Origin of the sequence: Neobacillus sp. SAB-20_R2A (assembly GCF_049568635.1) — a bacterium.
GTDB classification, from domain to species: domain Bacteria; phylum Bacillota; class Bacilli; order Bacillales; family Cytobacillaceae; genus Neobacillus; species Neobacillus citreus.
Map to the genome: position 1 here is coordinate 2,582,650 of NZ_CP145895.1, position 24,550 is coordinate 2,607,199.

Genomic DNA, 24,550 nt, shown 5'->3' on the forward strand with positions numbered 1-24,550 from the left:
AAACAAAGGGGAGTATTTGTGGAGTTAATCAAGAAAAAAGGGAAGTTTATCCAGCTTCATCCTGCGCAAATTCTGGTTATCGGATTTGCGGTACTTATTTTACTAGGTACACTTTTATTAATGCTGCCCATTTCGACTTACGAGGAGGGAAGGGGCCTCCATTTTGTCGACGCCTTATTCGAGGCAACCTCTGCTGTCTGCGTAACAGGTCTCGCGGTTGTGGATACAGGAACAACCTTTACCATTTTCGGCCAACTGGTAATGCTTTTCTTAGTTCAGATTGGCGGTTGGGGATTTATGACCATAGGCATTTTCATGTTTATCATCCTCGGAAAGAAAATTGGCTTGAAAGAAAGACTTCTACTTCAAGATTCGCTTAACCTATTTACACTTTCAGGCGTTGTAAAGCTAGTCTTTAGAATTATCTTGATAACTTTAATTGTAGAAATAACAGGGGCGCTAATTTTAGCCATACGCTGGTCCTTTGAGATGCCATGGACGAAAGCCTTGTATTACGGATTTTTTCATTCCATATCCGCTTTTAACAACGCCGGTTTTGGCCTCGAACCAGACAATCTCAGCAAATGGGTAGGGGATCCGACCGTCAACTTAGCCATCACTTCCTTATTTATCATCGGCGGTATTGGCTTCACAGTCATTTTGGATGTCTGGCAGAAAAAATCTTTACGTAAGCTGTCCCTTCATTCCAAAGTGGCGCTGCTTATGACATTAATCCTTAATGTTGTGGGAACAATCATTATCTTAATCTCTGAATTTCATAATCCCGCAACGATTGGAAACCTAAACTGGAACGACAAATTCTGGGCCTCCTATTTTCAAGGTGTCGTACCAAGAACGGCCGGCTTTAATACCATTGATATTGGCCACATGACGCTGTCCTCTCAAGTTTTTACGATGGCATTGATGTTTATCGGTGCTTCTTCGGGCTCTACGGGCGGAGGTATTAAGGTTACGACCTTTGCCATTATCATATTTGCCTTTTGGACAGTGTTGACGAATCGAAGCGATGTTAATATTTTTAAAAGAAGAATTTCCTGGAGCTTGGTCAATAAATCTTTATCCATTGGGGTGTCCGCCATCATTTTTATTTTTACGATATTCTTTTTGCTGACCTACACAGAAGATATGCCGATGAATAAGCTGCTTTTTGAAACCATTTCGGCATTCGGAACAGTCGGATTGTCAACGGGTATCACAGGGGATTTATCACCTTATGGAAAACTTTTAATCACTTTAATGATGTTCATCGGTCGCCTTGGGCCATTAACCATGGCATTCGCGCTCATGTCGCAGCGCCATGAGGCAAGACTTAGATATGCTGAAGAAAAGATATTAATAGGATAATTGAAATATAATCCGTGTATAGGTAAACGGCGTGGTTTATAAATATTCATCATAAAAAAATGATTTTACAAAAATGTAAGCGATCGCCAAAAAGATTTGATAAATACAGGGCCTTGTGGATGTACTTCTCACTTTTACCAGCTTTTAAATAGCTTACTAACTATTATTATAGTAATAAATATTTAAATCTATCGATATTAGTGATACACTATATAAAGGAATTAATTGATCCAGAAAAGGTGTGTAACTAGTCGCGCCTTAGCTTGCTGTTTGCTTTAAGCATGGGCGCCAGCATCCTTTCTGCAAATCATACCATATAAGGGATGGGAAAAATGAGTAGCAGACAAACTGAAACAGACGTTATCTTAATTGGTGCCGGAATCATGAGTGCCACTTTAGGGACACTCTTGAAGGAATTAGTACCGGACTGGAAAATTACAGTTTTTGAAAAGCTTGAAAAAGCAGGCGAGGAAAGCTCGAACGAATGGAATAATGCAGGAACTGGACATTCTGCACTGTGCGAGTTGAACTACACTGTAGAAAAACCAGACGGTTCAATAGATATAAACAAAGCTATCAAAATTAATGAACAGTTTCAGGTTTCACGACAGTTTTGGTCTTATCTTGTTAACAGTGATCTGATCCGCAATCCGCACGATTTTATTATGCCGCTGCCACATATGAGTATGGTACAAGGGAAAAATAATGTAGAGTTCTTGAAAAAACGTTTTGAAGCACTCTCACACAATCCATTGTTCCAAGGGATGGAATATTCCGATGAGCCGAAAAAATTGCAAGAATGGATTCCGCTTATTATGGAAGGCCGGACTTCTAAGGAACCAATAGCGGCTACAAAAATTGACTCTGGTACGGATGTAAACTTTGGTGCTTTAACACGCATGTTGACTGAACATTTAAAGAATCAAAACGTTGATATTAAATACAAACATCAAGTTGATGATATTAAACGTACTGAGGATGGACTATGGGAATTAAAAGTGTGGAATATGGAAACCGGTGAAATTGAACGCCATACTGCAAAATTTATCTTTATTGGCGGCGGCGGCGGCTCCTTGCCTTTACTGCAAAAAACCGGTATTCCTGAAAGTAAACATGTTGGAGGATTCCCTGTAAGTGGACTATTCTTAGTATGTAACAATCCTGAGGTTGTAAACAAGCATCATGCAAAAGTATACGGCAAGGCTGCGGTTGGTGCTCCTCCAATGTCAGTGCCGCATCTTGACACACGATTTATCGATAACAAAAAATCACTATTGTTTGGACCATTTGCGGGTTTTTCACCCAAATTTTTGAAAACTGGTTCAAATATGGACTTATTAGGTTCTGTCAAACCAAATAATGTCATTACAATGTTGGCGGCAGGTGCCAAAAATATTCCATTAACAAAATACTTGATCCAACAACTAATGTTATCGAAGGAACAGCGTATCGAAGAGCTGCGCGAATTTATTCCAAATGCAAAAAGCGAAGATTGGGATATCGTGGTAGCCGGACAACGTGTACAAGTTATTAAAGATACAGAAGCGGGCGGTAAAGGAACGCTTCAATTTGGTACTGAAGTGGTTACTGCAGCAGATGGCTCAGTCGCAGCATTGCTCGGTGCTTCACCAGGTGCATCAACAGCTGTTTCCGTCATGCTCGAGATCATAAAAAAATGTTTCCCTCAGCACCGCGAAGCGTGGGAACCAAAAATAAAAGAAATGATACCATCTTATGGCATTTCACTAGTGGAAAACCCAGAGCTTTTCGACGAAATTCATGCTTCAACAGCGTTTGCACTTGGCTTAAGTAAAGGACGCGCACCTGTAAACAATAAGAAGGATTTATCGAAAGAGAAACGTAGTGTAGAAAAGGAACCTGTATCAGTTTAAGTTTATGGGAAGTTTCATGGGGACGGTTCTTCTGCATCAGATGCAGAAGAACCGTCCCCATTTTTCATTTTTGTATGACTTTTGATAGCTATTCAGTTTTTTAGCAGAATAGTATAATGCAATTAAAATTGAAACTAATTGGATGGATGTGATGTTATGTCATGGAAAAACATAAAACCCCCTCGGTAATGATGATTTTTCGAATCATCCTGATCATTATGGCTTCGATTGATATTATGGGGCAGTCTCCTTCTTCGATTCCTATAAAGGCGGCTTTCATTATAGGATTGGTTATTTTGCATTTAAATGATATTTACAGAAATTATTACCAACTATATGAAAAAAATCGTATAATCTACTATATATCGATGTCGGTAAGTATTATAGCAATCGGTTTATATGTGATTCAATTTGATAACATACCGCTAAATATTTATTTTATTTTTCCAATCGTTGAAATTTTTATTTATCGGCCGACTATACAAATTGGTCTGGTCATTCTTCATATTTTCATGTTTGTAATCGGTATGTTTGCGCTTAAGGCAGGAATCCAACAAGCATTAATCCCTTACTTAGCTTTGATGGCCCTAATCTACCTTGTTCGGAGCAACAGCAGAGAAAGGGAGAAGGGAAATCTGCTCAATGCTGAATTAATGGAGGCAAATGCCAAACTGAAGGAAATCACGATTATAAAAGAGCGGACTAGAATTGCCCAGGAGCTCCATGATTCCATTGGCCATGCTCTGATCGCCTTAAAAATGCACCTGGAATTTGCCGATAATATGATGGATTCAAACCCAGAAAAATCAAAGGATGTCATGAAGAAAGCCTTAGTCATTTCCCAAACATCGATAACGAACCTTCGTAAAGCAGTTGACGTTTTAAAGGATAATCAGGCATGGAAAGATAAGGTTAAACTGCGCGACTCTATTGAGGATTTAATAGATAGCTTGCAAACCGCCGGCAGATTGCAATTTGAATTATTTTTCGATGACACCGTTGAGTTCGCAAGCCGCGACATTCAAAATGGAATTTTTGAAACCGTGAGGGAAGCCATTACGAACGGGATTAAGCATGGGAATGCCCGTACGTTTCATATTGATATTTTTGTAAATGAAAAAAAGGCGCTGGTGAAAGTAGAGGACGACGGGGAAGGGTGTACCGATATTAAAAAATCCCACGGCCTGCGGGGAATGGAGGAACGAATCCATTTATTGAGAGGGAGTATTCAGTTTGTGTCGGCCAAGGGACACGGTTTTGCGGTGGAAGCAGAAATTCCATTTGTGACAAATGTGGAGTGATGAAAAGTGATTGACGTGATAATTGTAGATGACCAAGGAATTGTCCGGGATGGTTTAAAAATGTTGCTTAGCTTAAATGAAGAGATTCGGATTATCGGGGAAGCAACGAATGGGGAAGAACTTATTGCATTATTGGAAAGAATGACGCCAAATGTGATACTAATGGACATTAGAATGCCTGTCATGAATGGCATCGAGGCTACAAAAGCAGTTAAGGAAAAATATCCAAATGTGAAAGTAATCATCTTAACCACCTTTAATGAAGATGAGTATATTTTTAACGGACTGAAGAATGGGGCAGACGGTTTTATTCTAAAGGACTCCGACCTAAAAGAGATTATTAAGGCAATAAAGGCCGCACACGAAGGAACGATGCTACTTCATTCAGATGTAACAAGTAAACTAATCAGCGTCCTCCGGAATGTTCCTGAATCTCAGCAGGCATCTACCACAGAAAAGAAAGACTTGTCCAAAATACTTACACCAAGAGAAATAGAAGTCGTGGAACAAATTATGCAAGGAAAAAGCAATAAGACCATCAGCGCGACATTATTTTTATCAGAAGGAACAGTTAAAAACTATGTTTCCCGCATTCTAGATAAGCTAGAACTCAAAAGCCGTTCAGAGCTGATTATTTATTTAAAGGAAAAATGATGCATGGGGACGGGTTTTATGTTTCTTCGTCCTTTACCAGAAATACCGAGGGAGTATTCTACATGGACAAGGCTTGATAGAAACAACAATTTATTTTGATAATGATGATGATTCCATTAATCTAAGTATAATGCAATTATATAAAGACTAATTGAGGGGAGTTTAGTAGTGAAGAAAATAACAGTTGAAAACTTGGTTGAGAAGTTTTCATTGAAGGTGCTTGCTGGTGAAAGTAAGCTTCAGAATGTGATAACGCAATCACGGGTGCATCGTCCGGGCTTGGAATTTGTTGGCCATTTTGACTTTTTTCCAACAGAGCGAGTTCAAATTTTAGGAAAAAAGGAAGTTACTTATTTACATAGGTTAAGTAAAGAGGAACGGAAAATCCGAATCGGAAATATTGTCCATTATCATCCGCCGTGCTTTATCGTAACTTGTGGTGAAGAAGGACTTACCTATTTGAATCAACACTGTGTTGAACAGGGCATCCCCTTGTTGTTGACAAATAAGCCTGAGATTACATCAGAGTTTATTCCCAAATTGGATGCGTATTTGGTGAAAGAATTAGCACCGGAAATTGCTGTGCATGGAGTTTGTATGAATGTATCCGGTATTGGGGTCTTAATTCGCGGAAATTCGGGGGTCGGAAAAAGCGAGACAGCACACACCTTAATCCGCCGGGGACATCGGCTGGTAGCGGATGATATTGTTGTTCTAAAAAAACTTAGTCATCAAACCATTCTGGGTACTCATGATGAGAAAACCAAAGAGTTTTTGGCTCTTCGCAGTATTGGGCTGCTGAATGTGGTTCGGTTATATGGACGCAAGGCTTTTCAGGACGAAACACGAATCGCGCTGGATATTAATTTGACCAGATGGGAAAAAGATGCCTTGTATAATGATTTGGATCAAGAAGTTCATTCTACAGACTATATGGGTGTTAAGATACCTTCCATTGAAATCCAACTTCAGCCAGGACGTGATGTAGCTGGGTTAATCGAGGCAGCTGCAAATAACTGGTATTTGAAGCAGCAAGGTTACAGCGCCGCAGAAGAGTTCCTGAGCAGGATAGAGGCTGATATTACGAATTCTAGTATTGAATGAATACAAAGGGACGGTTTTTGTGCATCATAGGATGCACAAAAACCGTCCCTATTTTTCAAGTTTCCGATATACAAGAGCAAGCACCATCGATGGGATGGAACAAACAATCATGCCGATAAAGGCGAATCGCGGCTCGATTTCATATAGATACCCGCCGAATATAGTGAATACCGCTGTGCTCCAGCTTAGTGCAAGTGCTGAATACATGCCTTGTGCATTCGGTATCTGCTGGTGTGGTATATTTTTGATCAAGTATTTCATAAAGGCGTAATGACCCATGGCGAACGAAAGTGAATGCAAAACTTGGGAGATAGAGAAGACCAACACATTTGGAAAAATAAATACTAATATCCAACGTACAGTTGAACCTAAAGCTGAAAGTGCTAGTAAAGACCCTGCAGAAAATCGCTGAAAATACCGATCGGCAATTAAGAAGAAAATGATTTCTGCGATCACGGCAATATTCAGGATTACGCCGATTAAATATTTAGGTGAATGTATTTCTTGTAAAAAAATATATCCATAGGTGTAATAAGTTGCATGGGCAGCCTGCAGTAAGATCACAATCACGAGCACCAAACCAAAGTGTTTGATGCGAAATAAGTTCAGCATTCTAGCTTTTTTTGTTTGGTTCGGTTGTGGTTTTTCAGATAAAACTAATGGTGCTGGCATCAGGCCTAGCCCAACGAAAACCATAGTACCGATTAAGAGCGCCCATAAAATGACTATATCCCCAAGTGCTCCTGTAAAGACTGTTAAGACCATGCCAGCAACGACAAACCCTATAGACCCCCATGAACGACTCTTTCCATAATGTTTTAATTGCTTACTCTGTACTAGGATGCCAGCCGCGGTATCCAGAGCAGGCATCAATGTAGGGTAAAAAAAGTTTATTAGCAGCGTTACAAGTAGTATGCTGGCAAAGGAATTCGAAGGAATATAACACAGAATGGATACCAATGTCCCAATTGCCATCCCATTTAATAAAGTTTTACTGCTGAACTTCCTCGAAAAATATGGATACGCCATTAATGTGGAAATGCCCCGAACAACCAAACCTAAACTCATAATTAAACTGGCTTGTGAAATCGAAATTCCTTTTGTATGAATCATCCAACCCGTCCAATATGGAAGGAAGACGCCCCAAGTCAAATAAAAAGTAAAAAACTGGCTGCTCATCCAGCGTTGTGTGTTCATAATGTTTCACCTCATGATTTGCATGATATCATGTGGAATCGTACAATAATATGAGATATCTCATATTCTGAGGTGGATTATGGAAATTTATAAAAATCAAAAACGAAAACGATATTTGGAAGAACACTCCATCGCCCATTTATTTTCTTTTCCAATTGACGAGTTTGTAGAGGTGCGTGAATATAAACGAGATGAGTGGATTATTCAAGAGGGAATGCGACCGGATTTTTTATATTATGTCATTGAAGGCAAAGCGAAGATTTATTTAACGCATCTAAATGGGAAAGTTTCGTTAATTAACTTTATCAATGAGAACGAATATGTAGGAGAAATGGAATTATTAAACGATGTGTACTATACAAAAGGGATTCAAGCCACTACAAAGACGGTTTGCTTTGCCCTTCCTTTTCATCGCTTCCGCACACAGCTGCTTGAAGATGTAGTGTTCTTGCGTGAATTGACAAAGTTATTAAGTGCCAAAGCAACTAAAATGGCCGCAAAATATTCGCAAAGCCTCGCGTTCCCGCTTGAAAACCGGCTTGCCGAATTTATTTTGCAAACGGCTGATGAAAGAATATATAAGGAAAAACATGTTTCGGTATGTGACTTTTTAGGAGTTTCATACCGCCACCTGCTGCACGTGCTCGGGCAATTTTGCGAAAAAGGCTATTTAAAAAAAGAGGGGCGCCACTACCGCATTCAACAGCTGAGCGCCTTGGAAGAATTGGCAGGAATGTTGAGAGCAGAATGAAGCATGGGGACGGTTCTTGTGCATCAAATGAAGAACCGTCCCCCACAAACCATTAATGTGCTACCGCTTTGGTAGGGTTATTTTTTTGCTGGTCTAATTGTCTTACCGACTCTTTGCTTGTATCGACTCGTTTAACGAATAAGGCTAGGATTAGGGCGACAATATTTATGCCAAGTGCTACATAGAATGAATATTGAATGCCTGCTAATAGAGCTTTCTGTGTTAATAGCGCTTTTGAAGCAGCGGTAAAGGTTGTTGGATCTACGCCAGCCACTAGACTTTGAGCTTCTGTTTTAGTAACGGAATTCATAATGGTAACAAGAACCGCTGTACCAATTGAACCTGACACCTGCTGTGCGGTGTTATTTACAGCTGTACCGTGCGGATTCAAGCGCGTTGGCAATTGGTTAAGTCCGTTTGTCATAATTGGCATCATTACCATTGACATCCCAAACATACGGAGAGTGTAAACAAGTATTATATAGGCGTGGCTTGAGTCAATTTGCAGGTTTGCCAGCATATAAGTTGAAATGGCTGTAACGACAAGTCCTGTTACACCAAGAATGCGAGGACCAAATTTATCAAATAATTTCCCTGTTATCGGCGACATAATCCCCATCACAATCGCACCAGGCAGCATCATTAATCCTGAATCAAGCGGGGATATGCCACGGACATTTTGTACATATGCCGGTGTTAAAATCATCCCGGAGAACATCGCTACTGCATTGACAATCGCGATAACTGAGCCAAGTGCAAACATTGGATATTTATAGACACGTAAATCCAGTAATGGTTCAGCCATTTTTAATTGACGGACGATAAAGGCAATTAAGGCAATAGCGCCAACGATTAAAGTGGTTAAGACGATTGTATCTGTCCATCCGTCTGAGCTTGCAGAACTGAAACCATATAACAAACCGCCAAAGCCGATAGAAGATAATACAACTGAGAAATAATCCAGTTTGGCATTTTTATTTTGTTCCATTACATTCTCAAGCTTCCAAATAGCTAATACTAAACTAATGACAGCTAACGGCAAAATCATTTCGAACAGTAAACGCCAGTCATAATTTTCTACAATATAACCAGATAAAGTCGGCCCGATTGCAGGAGCTGTAATCATAACTAATCCGAAAACTCCCATTGCAGTTCCGCGTTTTTCCCGTGGGAAGCTGATTAGCATCACATTCATTAATAATGGCCCCATTACGGAAGAACCTGCTGCTTGAACCAATCGCCCGGTAAGTAATACACTAAAGTTTGGAGCATAGGCTGCTAATGCAGTACCTAGTGTGAAAATGGCGAGAGATGTTATAAATAAACCACGATTCGAAAAGCGTGTTAACAAAAATGCTGAGGCAGGAATTAAAACGCCGCTAACTAGCATATATCCTGTTGCAAGCCACTGGATAGTGGAATAATCTTTAATATTTAAATCTGTCATCATTGATGGCAGCGCTACATTTAAAAGTGAATTATTTAAAAAGGAAACAAATGCTCCGACAAATAAAATCGCAAGCATTAAATAGGGTGTTTTCTTTTGTTGTAATGTTGAATCCATATATGTTTTTCTCCTTTTTATCCCTTTAAGGGAATTCATTGGTGTTCTACTTTATATAACCCGCGTTTTAGCAAGTCAAGCTGGCTGATATAATTTTGAAAAGTTTCTTCATCCGATAAATCCTTTACAAACATTTGCACGAGGTTATGGAATGTGACTGCGTTTATAATTTTTATAACGTGATGCAGCTCTTGTTCATCCTTAATGCTTAAATTACTTATGTTAATTAAGTTAACCATATCTAAATATCGTTTTTTCTGATCCTCTTCATAAATGTTATTGGCCAAAGTATTTTGCATTTTATAGTTCATATTTAAAAAAGCATTTTTAAAAAGATTTTGGTGCTCCGGATTTCTAAGGTATTTGATCATTAATTGAAATGAGTCAATAAACGTATTAAATAAATCACCGTCATAAGTCTTTAGGGTTGAAACAAATCTCTCATAATTGATTTGTGAGAGCCGGCTTAACAAGTAATAAAACAGATCCTCTTTGTCCTCAAAATATTGGTAAAAGCTTCCTCTAGGTATTCCAGCATCTTTGATAATGTTGGCAATGGATGCTTCGTGTAATGGGACCCTAGAGAATTCTTTCCTGGCAGATTGAATTAAAGTATCCTGTTTATCTTTTGGTAAATGAAAAAACGTTTGTTTAGGCATCAATATTCTCCTATCTGCTGTGACACTGTGTCACAATTCTTGATAAGAAATATTATATGTGACACGTTGTCATAAGTCAACACTTAAAATGACACTGTGTCACACCTTATTTAGTAAATCGAAAAGCACAATTCAAACAATATTCTGAAAAAGGTGATAGAATGGAAAATGTGAAATAATTTACATCATTAATACATTGTTTAGGGGAGGTACTTTTAAAAAATGGAGCAATTGTCCAGAACAAAGACGGCCCTTGGCATTGCTTTTGTTGTTCTAATTTGGGGAACAATGTGGCCGGTCTACAAAGTGTCTCTCAATTATTCGCCGCCGATGCTTTTTGCCGGACTACGTGGAGTGATTGGCGGGGTTTTTTTGGCGTTAATTTTAATCCCGCAATGGCGAAAAATTCAATGGAAAAAAACGTGGTCTATTTATCTTATTTCAACATTTTTTAATATCCTTATGTTCAACGGTATCCAGATGATTGGCTTGCAGTATCTTCCTTCCGGCTTATTTAGCGTTATTGTGTATCTGCAACCCGTGCTTGTGGTTTTGCTAGCTTGGATGTGGCTGAAGGAATCCTTATCAGCAAAGAAAATTCTAGGCATGGTCATTGGATTTCTTGGCGTGGTCGTGGTAAGTCTTGAAGGGATGTCGGGAAAAATTTCTGCAATTGGAATTATTCTTGCACTCATTACCGGAATGGGCTGGGCCATCGGCACTGTCTATGTCAAAAAAACTAGTGCACTTGTGCATAACCTATGGCTTGTAGCCATCCAAAATATCATCGGTGGTTTGCTAATGTTTGGTTATGGCGCATACACCGAAAACCTGCACGCCATTCACTGGAACGCTTCATTTGTTTGGAGCCTGCTATATGCGGGTATCTTCGGTGTAACCTTAGCAACGGCTGCCTACCTGAAATTAATGAGTGCAGGTGAAGCCAGCAAGGTTGGTTCCTTCACGTTCCTTGTACCAATGATCAGCGTGGTCATCGGAACATTTATGTTAAACGAGCCGTTTACAGCTAGCTTATTTGGCGGCATGGTATTAATTCTGTTAAGCATTTACCTAATTAACCACAAAGTCTCACGTAAAACGGCTGCAGATATGGGAATACGGCATGCAAACTAATGAAGGGAAGCAGTTCTGTAAAACCAAAGATCCTCTTGTTTATTTGAAATATCGAAGGAGTTTTTCCAATTCAAAAGAAAGCCGCCATTTATGGCGGCTTTTGACGTCAACTTGTCAAGCTATGGGGCTTTTAAAGGGTTTCCAGAATATAAATTTACCTATACTCCGTTTAATTTGCATCAGGTGATGCAGCAGAACCGTCCCCGTGTTTCATTCGGTAGCCCGCCAAGTATTGGAAAAATTCACTTAGGCAGCGGGTGGAATGCTGATACTCATTCATAAGACTTTCGCTAATCGTTATCATGTGGCTAGGCTTCGAATTAATTTCAAAGATCCAAATATGACCATTCTTATCAATACCGATATCAATTCCAACCTCTCCAATAAGTTGATTTAGGGAAGATTCCATTGCTGTGACCGCATAGATTGCTGCATCTTTCACTTGCTTCGTTAATTCGATACTCCGCTCACAAAATACTTCTTTAAGAACGTCTCTTGAGGTATACTTTCCGGATTGTGTGGTTACTTGATTTCTATTCGTCAAAAAGGGAACCATTGCGGTTGGCTGCCATTTGTTATAACCGTCTTTATTAAGATGGATTCTAAAGTCAAAGGTTTGTTCGTCGACGCAAGCTAGATCGATACCTTGCTGCAAAAGATAGGTGGATAATAATCCATTCTTAAAGTGATGATCAGCGAGGTCGTCTAAACTCTTATAAACCCGAGACACTTCTTGTGAATCTTCACGGTATTGGCATAGAAAGCCTGTCCCATTTTGGTAACATACCTTGAAAATACCATATCCAAAACTTCCTGTTACTGGTTTAAGAAAAATTACTTGGTACCTGTTTAAAAAGTCCTGTATGTCTGAAACGGACGGGGCTAAACATGTATCAGGGATATGTTTCATAATCTCAGGATGGGAATTGAGTTGTTGGTAAACCATGTCTTTATTAAAAAAAGAAGAATTAAACATTTTAGCGCTAGTATAAAGATTGATATTCTTCTTGAAGACGCTAAAAATCTCTTTTTGTTCATTTTCCCTCCCATAGATTCGGTTGTAGACCACGTTAGGGAAAGGAACTTGGCATTCCAGCCATTTTTTTGAACCATCTGTTGTCGTCTCGAGAAATGTACCTGTGACGTTTTTTTTCGACCAATCGATTACCTGAGGAGTAAAAAGAAAAATGGATATTGGTTCATTCTTCAGCGTCGACAGTAGATATTCAAAAAATTGACTGTGAGAGCTATCTGCCATTAATATTCCTACTAATGGGCCTATCCGCAGTGTGCCATTATCAAAATGAGCCCTTAACTGGCAGGGGAAAGGGATCATTAACTCTTTTATTAATATTGAGGACAAATAAATTTCTGATTCGTTGCAGTCAATAGGGATAACTTTTGCTACGATAATCCGATGACCAAACTGAATATAATAATTACGCCTGTTTAAACCAAATTCCTTCCACAACTTCCGAGAGATTAATAGTTCCCTGTTTGGGTTCTCCTCAAGAAAATGAATATGAACAATATTATTCTGTGACACTTCATCACCTTTTCAAATTGTTTTATAGTAGTATATTATGTTTGGAATAATTTCGCATGGGGTTGTACCAAAAATAGGTGTGGTTTTTGGGGTGATTTCTATTTTCGTATAACAATTTTATTTCTTTTTTCATAACCTGTTAATTGAAAGCTCCATTTTTGAAAAGGAGTTTTATATATTAATCCTCATGTGAAAAGCGGGTGATTGAAAGTGGATAATATTGGTATAGAAAAACCGATTATAGCCATTACAGGAAGTTCAGGGAAAACAACTACTAAAGAAATGGTGTCATCTATTATACAGAGGCGCTGGAAGGTTTTTAAGTCATATGAAAATGGCAATGACGTTTGGTTTACATCTCAGTATGTGAAGCAAATTGATCCTACTTATGAGGCGCTGGTTTTAGAATACGGGATGACACATGCTGGGAATATTACGGAGCATTGCAAACTTATTCAACCAAATATCGGAATCATCACCAATGTCGGAATAGCCCATATTGGAAATTTTGAGGACCAGGAATTTGGTGTAATAGCCGCGAAGTCAGAATTGATTAAAGGAATGAAATCAGATGGGATTTTATTTTTAAACGAGGACGATCTGAATTCAAAATTGTTGGATAAAGGGGATTTTCGGGGCGAAATTCTTTCTATAGGCATTCAAAACAAAGCCAACTATCAGGCGAGGGAAATTTATTACACTGAGAATGGAATGAATTTTCGGGTTGAAATGGATGGTATGGACTGCCCATTTTATATTCCGATTTTCGGTAAACATAATGTGTATAATGCTTTATTTGCTATAGCAGTTTCCCATCGATTAGGATTGTCCATAAATGATATACGTCTTGGATTAGAAAACTTTTATCAAACGTTTGGCCGCTTAACAATCTATCATTTAAAAAATGAAATAACCATCATTAATGATACTTTTAATGCAAAACCTGATGCTATGAAAGAAGCCATTAATGTCTTATCCAATATTGGTAAGGATACAAAAATTGCTATTTTGGGCTGCATGTTTGACTTAGGCATTCATGAGGAACAAGCCTATAGAGATATAGGAAGTTATGTAGCTAGCTGTAAAATTGATTATCTTTATACAGTAGGGGAAGGAACAAAAATAATAGGAGAGGCTGCAAATCAATCCGGTATAGCCGATGAAAATGTGAAGCATTTTCATTCTATCGATGAATTGCATCAAACGCTTGTTGGTCAAATAAAGGAAAAAACAACTGTTCTGATTAAAGGGTATTTTGGAATGGAGAATGCCATGAGAGTAAAAATGATTGATACAGCTATGTTTTTAAGGGACTATTTTAAATAATTCAAAAGAAAAAGCATGGAATCAGATCCATGCTATTTCTCTTTACCCAGGAGAATATCCCTCAATTCTTACTTGTTTCTTTCCATCACGGCAAAGTAGTTATTTTCACTGTCTGCAAAATTAAACACCTTACCATTAGGCATATTAACAATTTCTCCAACTGTAACGTTTTTGTTTGATAAGTCGCTATGTAATTGTTCAAGATTTTTTGTGAAAAACATTAAAGAGGGAGTGCCAAGATTTAACTCAGGTGCCATTTTAGATACGAATTCTTTATTGTGCAGAATGATGCTTGTCTCAGTCTGATTGGTCGGGGCGACTTCAATCCAACGCATGCCTTGACCGTTATCTTCCTCTGAAATAACCGTAAATCCAACCTTTTCTGTCCAAAATTTTACCGCTTCATCCTGATTGTTAACATAAACCATAACTTGACCTAAAATATTAATCATAAATTCACTCCTATCTATTTGATTTTATTATACCAAATTTTGACACAAAGGAGAGGGAGAAACTATTTTAAATTATTAATGGGCTCGTTCCAACTGATGCATTCTTTCCAATATTCTCCGTTTTCGATACAGCATAATCCCAGTTTCCGCAACATCCCCAATAAGTGATTTATTAACAAATGCCCCAAAAATAATCCCGGCAATCGGAATCATTTGAAACAGCTTTTTCCAGCCAAAGTTGTCCCGATAGGTCATAACAACCTCACGCCAGCCCTGCAATTGCGAAAAAATTTGGGTGTTCTGCTTCTTCTCCTCAAATGCCGCGAGATCATCTAGAATGGCTTTTTTCCCAACAATATCAGAGGAAGCAAACTGCAAGCATTTCACAATGAAGATTCGCTCCGATTTCTCCCTTGGGTCATATCCATAGCACAAAGCGACTTCCTGTAGTACCTTTAGGGACATACCGATTAGTAAGGGAATATCGATAGCAAGTGTAAATATTCCGCCAATCCCGGTTGTGGCACCTTGAACAGTAGCCATATTGGTTCGCGAATTTCGAATTTGTTCGGCTACTGCATCCATTTTGCTGATTGGCATCTCTTGTACTTGATTAAAACTTACCACTTCACGGTCAAACTTTTTTAAAATACCATCCTCATTAATCAAGTATTGTCCGCCCGTTTGTATGTAGCCTCCCAATTCATCAATGGCTGTGCCAAGCTTTTCCTGAATTGATTTAGGTGTAAGTTTATCAAGCAAAACAAACGGCAGGCGGCCGATTTTCTCCCAAAACCATAGGCCCTTTTGATCTTTTTCCCATTTTTCAATCTTCCGTAATTCACTTTTTAAAAAATCAGCTGAGTCCATTGCTGTCAAATAAATCAACTCCAAATCGATTAATTTCTTAAATGTTTTACGTTTCAACTATAAGAGTAGTTTCAACCAATTTGTCCAAAAACATTTGTTTAAAAACCATCACGTTGACTGTATAGTTCAAAATGTGGTATAGTAAATATAAAATTGGAAGGGGTGAGTAAGTTGGGAAGTTGTATCGAATTGGTGAACTAGCAGCAGTTATGAACCTCTCCAAACGAACAATCGATTACTATACCCAAATAGGCTTACTGAACCCTGTGCGGGCAAATTCAAATTATCGATTGTACGGAGAAGAGAGCGTTCAAGTCTTAAACTTAGTGGAGCATTACAAAAATTTGAATATGCCGCTTGAAGAAATCAAGTCCTTCATTGAACTGATGAAAGCGGACTGCGGCATTGACAAAGAAAAAGTTGAAAAACACGTTGAACAGATTGCCAACATTATGCAGCATCTGAAAGAGGAAATAAAAATCATCGAACCGTTTCTGCAAAAATTAAACGAACACGAAAAAGAAATGGTTGTCAATAAGCTGTCACCCCAGGGTGTCACGTTGGCACAAACCTTGTTATTACTATTAAACTAATTTTTTCAAAAAACAGGAGGTGTATTCCTTGCTTACACATTTCGTAAGTAAGGATTCTATTGACCATTATTAATTTATTTGTAATTGCTATTCTAATAGCTTTTACTGCATTTTTCGTAGCTTACGAATTTGCTATTGTTAAAGTCCGCAGCACGCGGATTGACCAGCTTGTGGCCGAGGGAAATAAAAGTGCCATTGCCGCAAGAAAAATTATTTCAAATCTAGATGAATATTTATCTGCATGTCAATTAGGTATAACCGTTACAGCCTTAGGGTTAGGTTGGTTAGGTGAACCGACAGTGGAACATATTTTACATCCGCTGTTCGTAAGCTTGAGTCTACCTGAATCAGTGACAACTATTGCTTCATTTGTAATTGCCTTTACATTGGTCACGTTTATCCACGTGGTTGTCGGGGAGCTGGCACCGAAAACATTAGCCATTCAAAAAGCTGAGAAAGTTACATTAATATTGGCAAGGCCGATGATTCTTTTCTATAGAATTGCCTATCCGTTTGTAAAAGCGTTAAACGGCTCGGCACGATTTATAACAGGACTCTTTGGATTGAAGCTTTCCTCGGAACATGAGCAGGCACACTCAGAGGAAGAACTGCAAATCATCATTTCTGAAAGCTTTAAAAGCGGGGAAATTAATCAATCGGAATATCATTATGTTAACAACATTTTTGAATTTAATAATCGGATTGCCAAAGAAATCATGGTACCAAGGACCGAAATTGCAGCATTTGACAAATCGCAAACTGTAGCCGAATGTCTCGAAATTATGAAGAATGAGAATTACACGAGATACCCGGTGATCGATGGGGAGAAAGACAACATCGTCGGTATGGTGAATATGAAGGAAGTCTTAACGGACTTTATTTCTGGTAATCAGTTGGACGCAACGATTGACCAATATGTTCGTCCTGCCATTCAGGTGTTTGAATCCATTGATATTGACAAGCTTTTGGTGAAAATGCAAAAAGAACGGATTCATATGGCGATTTTAATGGACGAATATGGCGGTACAGCAGGATTGGTGACTGTTGAGGACATTTTGGAAGAAATCGTCGGTGAAATCCGCGACGAATTTGACGCTGACGAAATGCCTGAAATCAATCACATCAACGAAACCAAAACCATCGTGGATGGTAAAGTTTTGATTGAAGAAGTCAACGATTTATTCGGACTAGACCTTGATGATTCAGAAATGGATACCATCGGCGGCTGGGTACTTTCTGAAAAGATTGACGTCAGCGAAGGTGACAAAATCCAGTATGGAGACTTTGCATTTAAAGTCCTCGAAGTCGACGGCTACCATATTAAAACGTTGGAAATTGAAAAATTAGAACCGCAGGCCACGCCTGCATAATTTTAAGAGGATTCCCACTGGTGTCTGTCAGGCACTAAGAGGGAATCCTTTTTAGATTTATGGTCACGGCTGTTTTTAACCACCAACTTCTACTTACCCCTGTATAAACGGCCGGTTCTTCAAATGCCCCGAGTGCTCCTTCATGTACATATAGAACAATTCATAGTGGACCCATCTAATCGGGAATTTGAAGGCAAGTTCATTTTTCTTATTGTAGACGAGCACGTTTTTCTTGTCATACTCAACCTTTTTGATTTCCTGAATGCCAATGCTTTGTTGCTTGGCACCATCCTGCTTTACCAGCTGTTGGCCGATAATCAATACTTTTCTCTTTTTATTCTTATAGAATTCCAAATAACACAGTGCGCCGCCAACCACGGTGAAGAAAATTGAGATAAGAAGGGAGTTTTCCGCATAACCGGATAATATCTCGCGTATCCAATGCACAATTGCCAGGGCGATGAAGAACCATGCACCTCTGCTAAGCTTAGGAGAGCTTTGGAAGTATACATTATTATCATAATTCAGCTTTTCTTCGGCCCGTTCCTTGAAAAAGTCTTGCTTGTGCTTTTCGATCGGCGCTGAATCAAATTCCACATAATCCGTATAGGAATCGTTCCAAAGGACGGCGGTATCTTCCCCATCTTCAAGGGCATACGCACCAACCCAACCCACATACCCACGGTCATGCTCCTTAAAGCTCATTAAATAGTACCGCACCGGCTGGCCATAGTAATTTTCCATCTCCATTTTATCTTGAACCTGGATGTCGTCCGGATAATGGACAATCCTATTGTCTTCCTCCGGCAATTTGATAATGGTGGTAAAAAGCCGGGTCTTGGCCAAATGAGGCTGCTTGCCCTCATGAATAGGGTACAGTTGCTCCATATTCCGATCCTTCAATTCCCAGTAGACCATTTCTGCCGTCTCGATATGTGTAGCGCAATCCTTTAAGATGCTGTCATCGTAAGGAAGGTTTTTAACAATGCACAAAAGTAGCGCTTCTGTTTTCAAAAATGGGTCACGGAATTTTAAAGCCTGCTGAAGTTCTATTTCCACCTCAGGAGTAAAATAATATTCCATCAAATTTAAGAACAGCCTCATACGATTTCGAACAATAAAATAACTATCCTTCCAGGCAGTATACACATATTTTGTGGTATAATCTGGGTCAAATTTCAAATATTCCTGCTTTTCTGTCATGTAGTCCTCTAACAAAATGGGCAGAACTACTTTTTTTTGATATCCCTTTTCATAACCAGAGGCATTCAACGACAGCAGCATGTCATAGGTTGAAAATTTAAAACGCTGGGATTCAAGCATGTCCAGCGAGGCATCAAGAATCCCTTTTAGCAATGTGGGATAGGGCGCCAATTGCCGGTAAGGGATAATAAAATCATTTGTCTTGATTAATTGGACAATTTTTTCTTCCAAAAAAGAAAAAATCTCTTCGTCTTCCGTTAAAATTAAGAAGTCAATTGCCCGTTCTTTCGCCTGAATGTCAAAACTATCAAAATGCCTGATAAGTCCCTCGGCAACTTCCGGTCTGGAAAAATCACAAACGAAATCGATGAGGAAATAGGAAGGGTTATCCCAATGGTCGACGCGCTCGGGAAATTTGGATGCCGCCGTTTTGATCATATTTTTCAAAAGATCAATCTGTACCTCTAGCCCTTCCTGCTGTTTATATTCGAATAGCTGCCCAAGGGCTTCATAGCGTTTCTGCGGATTTTGGCTTTTCACTTGTCTAAGAATATTGCGCAGCTTGAATTCGTACAAATTCCTCACCAGCCCTATAATCTAGTAAAATTTTACTCTTTCATTCATTTTATTCCATTTCTATACATACGGCAATTGTAAAAATGAAGGATAAATGGCAGGTGTTATTTTCTATAAGAAACTATTGACAGTTTTTTGATTTTTGGGATTATAGGATTAGAATTATATAGAAATTTTTCAGGGGGAGTCTATGTCTAAACCGAATTATGACCTTTTTCAGCCTTCGCTAAACGATGGCTGGAACCAAACTAAATCGTATGATATCAACCGCTTTTTTCTCGTTGCCTTTTTAGGCGGCCCAATTCCCATGATGGTGCTTGGCATTAGGAACGCCAAGTGGCTGAATGTACCCAAGGCAAAAACTAATATGCTGCTGGTCGCTAGTATTCTTGTTCTGATTGCACAAGGTGTTATTTTTTACATGTATGCCGATGGCGCTTTTACTGAAGGAAACAGAATGCCTCGTTATTCTATGCAAATTCTTTCTATTCTTTTGTTTCTACTATACAAATATATGTTGAACAAGCCATTTCAGCAGCATTTAGTTACAAATGGCGAAATTAAGCCTTTATTTAAGCAGGCGCTTCTCTGGATTATTCTTGGCTGCATCATTCAGTTGGCTATCATGGTTACGGCCTTTATCCTGACTGGTAGGGTGGAGTGATGATCTATGACAATTCAGATAAAAGAAAATGATGCTGCTGTCATCGAGCATTATTTTCATTTAGGAAGGTATGAAGCGGCGGCTCCAATCATAGAAAACCAGCTAAGACAAGACCCTAAAAACGCCACTGCTCTGTTTCAAATGGCAGTGGTAGAGATGTCTCGTGAAGACTTTGAAGAAGCTAGGAAACTTTGTCGTGAAGCAATGCAATTTGGGTATAGCGAAGTAATCGGATACCACTTCATCGGATCGACCTATCAGCATGTAGGGATGTATAAAGATGCAGAAGAAGCCTTTTTGGCTGCGCTTAAAATTGATCCGCTTAATGGTGAGTTGATTGCTTCCTACGGTTATTTGATGCTTCAAGCAGGCCATGATAAAAAAGCACATGCTCTCCTGGAACAAGCCAGGGAATTGGAACCTTTCAGTGATAGAGTGAATCAGCTTATCTTACAATTTTATTTTGCAAAAGCGGATTCTAAAAAGCAGCAAGAATACATCCGGAATGTACTTGAGACTTCAACAGATGAGGTTCAAAACCTGACCAACATTGCCATGTACCATGCCTTAAAAGGAGAAGTCAAGGAGGCGAAAGAATGTTATCGGCAAGCATTTCTGCTGAATCCTGCTGACCAAAATATTCTAGCTTTGCTTGGGGAATACGACTCATTAACTCACCCTTTATTTGCTCCCCAGCGTTTTGTTGATAAAATTGGCGGGCCGGCTGTGGTCTGGATTACCTTTATGGTGATGGCGTTATTGTTAAATTGGATGGAGCTTTACATCCCGCTAATCATCATTGCTATAATCTATGTTCTGTATGCCATTTATTCGTGGACTGCACTTTTATTATATAAATGGTTTGTGAAAGGTAGGCTTTAGATGAATAAAATAGAGATTTACCAGTCGATTTTGGAAAGGGACGCGGACAATTGTCAGGTCTGGTATTTGCTCGGGGAGGAATATTTAAAAAGCAGTCAGCTTTCTGAAGCGCTGCACTCTTTTTCATTCGCTGTAAAGAGTGATGATCCGACCCTTACAGAGATGGTTCTTTCTGCTCTAAGAGATTTTGAGAATCCTAGTTTAGTCACAATTGAAACGGTTAAACCAAGAGTCATGCCTGCAGATATAGATAACGAAGTGCTCACTCCTTTTCATTCACAAGAAAATAATAAAGGCTTTAAAGTCATTGAGGGAATAAAACAGAGCAATGTCATTTCTATTGAGAATCGAATTCCAAAAAGAGTAACATTTGATGAGGTTGGCGGTCTTGGCGATTTAAAGAAAACCATCGAGATGAAAATTATCAAACCGTTCATGAATCCTGGTCTTTTTGCGAAATTTCGTAAGAAGGCTGGCGGAGGTATTTTGTTGTATGGACCGCCGGGATGCGGAAAGACGTTTATTGCCAAAGCAACAGCCGGGGAATGTCGGGCAAATTTTTATCCGATCCACATCTCAGAAATTCTCGATCCATTTGTTGGAGTAAGTGAGCAGAATTTGCATAATGCCTTCGAAAGGGCACGAGGGAATGCTCCTGCTGTGTTGTTCTTCGATGAATTGGATGCGCTTGGCTTCAGCCGTTCAAAATCCCGTTCCGATGTGATGCGTCCACTAGTGGATACGATGCTGAATGAGCTCCAGAGTGTTGAATCGACGAATGATAAATTACTCATTATCGGGGCTACCAATATGCCGTGGGACGTGGATGATGCGTTTAAGCGCCCAGGCAGATTTGACAAGCTCGTCTTTGTTCCTCCACCGGACAAGGAAGCCAGAAAGATCATTTTTGAATTAAAACTTCGCGGCAGGCCGGTTGAAAAGGGGATGGTTTATGACGTCCTTGCAGATCAAACCCCGCTCTATTCAGGTGCGGATATTGAGAATGTTGTCGAGATGGCGGCAGAAAATGTGTTATCGGAGATTATGCATGGCGGCAGCGAACGTCTAATTACAATGGAAGATTTACTCGATGCCATCAAGGTCACGAAGCCGACAACGATTGAGTGGTTAACAACAATTAAAAATTACATCAAGTACGCAAACCAAGGCGGCATTTACAGTGATGCTGCAGCTTTTATTAAGGAGAATTTGTAGATTACGTGCATTGATATACACAATAAAGCTTTGGAATAGCCCAAGCTTTATTGTGTTTTTAAATGAATTCAAATAGGTATAAAATGGATATTGAATAATGAATTTTAAAGGAGCTATGATATGAGCATCCTCACATCCTTTTTCAATATTTTGCTGATAAGTTTGCTTGAACTAGCGTATCTTTTCGGTGTCATCATCCTGGTAGGCTTGATTTTAGGCGTGCTTGAACGTTATTCTAATTCATTTTTATATCGGGCATTTGGAGCAAAAGGGGTGCTTGCTACGGCGTGGATTGGTGTTCCTATTCATGAAATTGGGCATCTGCTGCAGTGCTTTTTATGGGGGCATAAGGTGACACAGGTGAAGCTGCTTCAGCTTAATAGCCCTGATGGCATGCTTGGTTTCGTGCGCCACCAATATAACCCGAACAGTATGTATCAGCAGGCGGGGAATTTTTTTATAGGGTTGGGGCCAATTTTTAGCGGCATTGGGTCGTTGCTATTAGGAATGTATTTGCTAGTTCCACAATCTTTTGCAACACTTGATTCTTTTATTGCACAGCATATAACCTTTGAAAAAGTTGATTTGCATTTACTATTGACCGTATGGGAAGTCGTAGTCGTTTTTAGTAAGAATTTATTTACCTTAGAAAATTTGCTGAACCCGTTATTTTGGGTTTATTTTGTGCTGGCCATTTGTATTTCTTCGCATATAGCTTTAAGCTGGGCAGACATTAAAGGCTCCGCCAGAGGACTTGGGATGATATTTTTCCTTCTCGTCCTATGGAATCTGACGGCCGGAATCTTTGGTTTTGATACGTACCGGGCCGTTACTAAGCTGGCGGAGTATAATGCCTATGTGCTTGCTTTTTCCAGCATTGCCTTAACTTTTTCTCTTTTAACATGGGTAATTAGCTATCTGCTTTACCAAGTGAATATACGGTTGGCCAATCGATGAAAATAGCTGTGACGTTGTTGTTTTTTAACTGCTATGCTTTAATCCTTTAATGGAAGATAATTTTAATTTTCTGTTGGTTATCATCCCTAAACGAATCGATATTCCAATTGAAACAATGGCAAGAATCGCAATCATGTAGACAACCCCGTGCCATCCGAATTGGCTGTACATTGTTCCACTTGCTGTTCCTCCAATGCTCGAACCAGCATAATAGAAAAATAAGTATAATGATGCGGCTTGTGCCTTATCACGAGTTGCGGCCTTGCCTACCCAGCCGCTGGCAATCGAATGGCCGGCGAAAAAGCCGTAGGTAAAGATGGCGATTCCCAAGATTTTGATCCATAAATGGGTATTTAGCGTGATGCAGGCACCAATTAATAAGATGACCAAAGACAGCTGTATAATTTTCTTTTTTCCATGCTGGTCGGCCAGCATACCCATCCAAGTGGAGCTAAAGGTTCCTACTAAATACACGATGAAAATAAATCCAACCAGCGTTTGACTTAATGAATAAGGAGGCTTAATGAGCTCAAAGCCAATATAGTTGTATAAAGAGACAAAGCTGCCCATTAATAAAAATCCAATGATAAATAGATAAATGAGACCCGGTTCTTTAAATTGGCTGAACAATGAAGTTGCCAGTTTTTTAATGGCTAATTTTTGCGGTGTGAAATGTGTAGATTTAGGCAAAATCAGCCAGAAAACAAAGCTTGCCAGTAAACTAATAATGCCAACGCCAATTAAGGCGACATGCCAGCTGAAATAATCGGTTAAAATGCCGCTGATAATCCTTCCTGCCATTCCGCCTATGGAATTCCCGCTGATATATAACCCCATTGCCATTCCTAAGCTTTTGCCTTCGATTTCCTCGCCTAAATAGGCCATCGCTACTGCCGGCAGGCCAGCAAGCGCAATGCCTTGCAAGATCCGACTTAAAATCAGTAAATGAAAATTTGGTGTAAAAGCCGTTAAAATGGATAGGATGGACGAGGTAAATAATGCGATCGTCATGATTGATTTACGTCCAAATACCTCCGATAAAGAACCGGCTATTAAAAGACTGAGAGATAAGGCAATCGTAGTGGAAGACAAGCTTAAACTGGAAACCGCCGGCGAAATATGAAATTCCTGAGCAAAATCTGGCAGGAGGGGCTGTGTTCCCCAAAGAATGGCAAAGGTACTAAAACCGCCTGCAAATAATGCTAGGTTTACCATTTTAAAGGTGCGTGTCCCACGTTGAATGTAACTCATTTTTTGAAGACTCCTTTATTTTGT

At 39.4% G+C, this 24,550-nt stretch carries 22 protein-coding genes; 14 read left to right on the forward strand and 8 right to left on the reverse strand.

Going from position 1 to position 24,550, the window contains the following annotated elements; all coding sequences use genetic code 11:
- Window positions 1-18: 18 nt before the first annotated feature.
- The 5 genes from V5M37_RS12615 to hprK all read left to right on the forward strand — a co-directional run bounded on the left by V5M37_RS12615 (window position 19) and on the right by hprK (window position 6,316).
- Window positions 19-1,365, forward strand: a complete 1,347-nt coding sequence (locus V5M37_RS12615) for a TrkH family potassium uptake protein (RefSeq protein WP_423802231.1) — start codon at window positions 19-21, stop codon at window positions 1,363-1,365.
- A gap of 332 nt (window positions 1,366-1,697) precedes the next feature.
- Window positions 1,698-3,257 carry a malate:quinone oxidoreductase gene (locus tag V5M37_RS12620; protein ID WP_423802232.1) on the forward strand — a complete coding sequence of 520 codons (1,560 nt, stop codon included), beginning with the start codon at window positions 1,698-1,700 and terminating at the stop codon, window positions 3,255-3,257.
- A gap of 161 nt (window positions 3,258-3,418) precedes the next feature.
- Window positions 3,419-4,558 carry a sensor histidine kinase gene (locus V5M37_RS12625; RefSeq protein WP_423802233.1) on the forward strand — a complete coding sequence of 380 codons (1,140 nt, stop codon included), beginning with the start codon at window positions 3,419-3,421 and terminating at the stop codon, window positions 4,556-4,558.
- 9 nt (window positions 4,559-4,567) lie between these two features.
- Window positions 4,568-5,212, forward strand: a complete 645-nt coding sequence (locus V5M37_RS12630; protein WP_423802619.1) for a response regulator — start codon at window positions 4,568-4,570, stop codon at window positions 5,210-5,212.
- 168 nt (window positions 5,213-5,380) lie between these two features.
- Window positions 5,381-6,316 (forward strand): HPr(Ser) kinase/phosphatase, encoded by a 936-nt coding sequence (gene hprK, locus V5M37_RS12635; RefSeq protein ID WP_378581670.1) that lies wholly within the window; start codon window positions 5,381-5,383, stop codon window positions 6,314-6,316.
- Window positions 6,317-6,364: 48 nt separating this feature from the next.
- Here the strand turns inward: hprK and V5M37_RS12640 are convergent, their stop codons facing one another.
- Complete coding sequence (locus V5M37_RS12640) at window positions 6,365-7,513, reverse strand: MFS transporter (protein ID WP_423802234.1); 1,149 nt, start codon at window positions 7,511-7,513, stop codon at window positions 6,365-6,367.
- 79 nt (window positions 7,514-7,592) lie between these two features.
- On the opposite strand from V5M37_RS12640, the gene yeiL reads away from it, so the two are divergent.
- Window positions 7,593-8,264 carry a transcriptional regulator YeiL gene (gene yeiL / locus V5M37_RS12645; RefSeq protein WP_423802235.1) on the forward strand — a complete coding sequence of 224 codons (672 nt, stop codon included), beginning with the start codon at window positions 7,593-7,595 and terminating at the stop codon, window positions 8,262-8,264.
- A gap of 52 nt (window positions 8,265-8,316) precedes the next feature.
- Here the strand turns inward: yeiL and V5M37_RS12650 are convergent, their stop codons facing one another.
- Together V5M37_RS12650 and V5M37_RS12655 are read right to left on the reverse strand one after the other, a co-directional pair.
- Window positions 8,317-9,828, reverse strand: coding sequence for a DHA2 family efflux MFS transporter permease subunit (locus V5M37_RS12650; RefSeq protein ID WP_423802236.1), 1,512 nt, complete (start codon window positions 9,826-9,828; stop codon window positions 8,317-8,319).
- 35 nt (window positions 9,829-9,863) lie between these two features.
- Window positions 9,864-10,487 carry a TetR/AcrR family transcriptional regulator gene (locus V5M37_RS12655; protein ID WP_423802237.1) on the reverse strand — a complete coding sequence of 208 codons (624 nt, stop codon included), beginning with the start codon at window positions 10,485-10,487 and terminating at the stop codon, window positions 9,864-9,866.
- Window positions 10,488-10,709: 222 nt separating this feature from the next.
- On the opposite strand from V5M37_RS12655, the gene V5M37_RS12660 reads away from it, so the two are divergent.
- Complete coding sequence (locus tag V5M37_RS12660; protein WP_423802238.1) at window positions 10,710-11,621, forward strand: DMT family transporter; 912 nt, start codon at window positions 10,710-10,712, stop codon at window positions 11,619-11,621.
- A 169-nt stretch (window positions 11,622-11,790) separates the two neighbouring features.
- Here the strand turns inward: V5M37_RS12660 and V5M37_RS12665 are convergent, their stop codons facing one another.
- Complete coding sequence (locus tag V5M37_RS12665; RefSeq protein ID WP_423802239.1) at window positions 11,791-13,167, reverse strand: YheC/YheD family protein; 1,377 nt, start codon at window positions 13,165-13,167, stop codon at window positions 11,791-11,793.
- Window positions 13,168-13,377: 210 nt separating this feature from the next.
- Between V5M37_RS12665 and V5M37_RS12670 the strand changes: the two genes are divergently transcribed.
- Window positions 13,378-14,493 carry a UDP-N-acetylmuramoyl-tripeptide--D-alanyl-D-alanine ligase gene (locus V5M37_RS12670; protein ID WP_423802240.1) on the forward strand — a complete coding sequence of 372 codons (1,116 nt, stop codon included), beginning with the start codon at window positions 13,378-13,380 and terminating at the stop codon, window positions 14,491-14,493.
- 68 nt (window positions 14,494-14,561) lie between these two features.
- On the opposite strand, the gene V5M37_RS12675 is transcribed toward V5M37_RS12670, so the two are convergent.
- Both V5M37_RS12675 and V5M37_RS12680 read right to left on the reverse strand, forming a co-directional pair.
- Entirely contained in the window at window positions 14,562-14,945 is a 384-nt protein-coding gene (locus tag V5M37_RS12675) for a VOC family protein (protein ID WP_213140186.1), read from the reverse strand.
- 75 nt (window positions 14,946-15,020) lie between these two features.
- Complete coding sequence (locus V5M37_RS12680) at window positions 15,021-15,815, reverse strand: EcsC family protein (RefSeq protein ID WP_423802620.1); 795 nt, start codon at window positions 15,813-15,815, stop codon at window positions 15,021-15,023.
- Between the two features lie 179 nt (window positions 15,816-15,994).
- On the opposite strand from V5M37_RS12680, the gene V5M37_RS12685 reads away from it, so the two are divergent.
- Together V5M37_RS12685 and V5M37_RS12690 are read left to right on the forward strand one after the other, a co-directional pair.
- Window positions 15,995-16,408 (forward strand): MerR family transcriptional regulator, encoded by a 414-nt coding sequence (locus V5M37_RS12685; RefSeq protein WP_423802241.1) that lies wholly within the window; start codon window positions 15,995-15,997, stop codon window positions 16,406-16,408.
- A 59-nt stretch (window positions 16,409-16,467) separates the two neighbouring features.
- On the forward strand, window positions 16,468-17,778 hold the full coding sequence (locus V5M37_RS12690) for a hemolysin family protein (RefSeq protein WP_423802242.1): 1,311 nt from the start codon (window positions 16,468-16,470) through the stop codon (window positions 17,776-17,778).
- 93 nt (window positions 17,779-17,871) lie between these two features.
- Here the strand turns inward: V5M37_RS12690 and V5M37_RS12695 are convergent, their stop codons facing one another.
- Complete coding sequence (locus V5M37_RS12695; RefSeq protein ID WP_423802243.1) at window positions 17,872-19,557, reverse strand: hypothetical protein; 1,686 nt, start codon at window positions 19,555-19,557, stop codon at window positions 17,872-17,874.
- A gap of 190 nt (window positions 19,558-19,747) precedes the next feature.
- On the opposite strand from V5M37_RS12695, the gene V5M37_RS12700 reads away from it, so the two are divergent.
- From V5M37_RS12700 to V5M37_RS12715, 4 genes are all read left to right on the forward strand, one after another.
- Complete coding sequence (locus V5M37_RS12700) at window positions 19,748-20,221, forward strand: hypothetical protein (protein ID WP_423802244.1); 474 nt, start codon at window positions 19,748-19,750, stop codon at window positions 20,219-20,221.
- Window positions 20,222-20,227: 6 nt separating this feature from the next.
- Entirely contained in the window at window positions 20,228-21,103 is an 876-nt protein-coding gene (locus V5M37_RS12705) for a tetratricopeptide repeat protein (RefSeq protein WP_423802245.1), read from the forward strand.
- A complete protein-coding gene (locus V5M37_RS12710) occupies window positions 21,104-22,318 on the forward strand; it encodes an AAA family ATPase (protein ID WP_423802246.1) in 1,215 nt (404 codons plus the stop codon).
- 120 nt (window positions 22,319-22,438) lie between these two features.
- A complete protein-coding gene (locus V5M37_RS12715; protein WP_423802247.1) occupies window positions 22,439-23,275 on the forward strand; it encodes a hypothetical protein in 837 nt (278 codons plus the stop codon).
- Between the two features lie 24 nt (window positions 23,276-23,299).
- On the opposite strand, the gene V5M37_RS12720 is transcribed toward V5M37_RS12715, so the two are convergent.
- Window positions 23,300-24,526 carry an MFS transporter gene (locus tag V5M37_RS12720; protein ID WP_423802248.1) on the reverse strand — a complete coding sequence of 409 codons (1,227 nt, stop codon included), beginning with the start codon at window positions 24,524-24,526 and terminating at the stop codon, window positions 23,300-23,302.
- Between the last annotated feature and the right edge of the window lie 24 nt (window positions 24,527-24,550).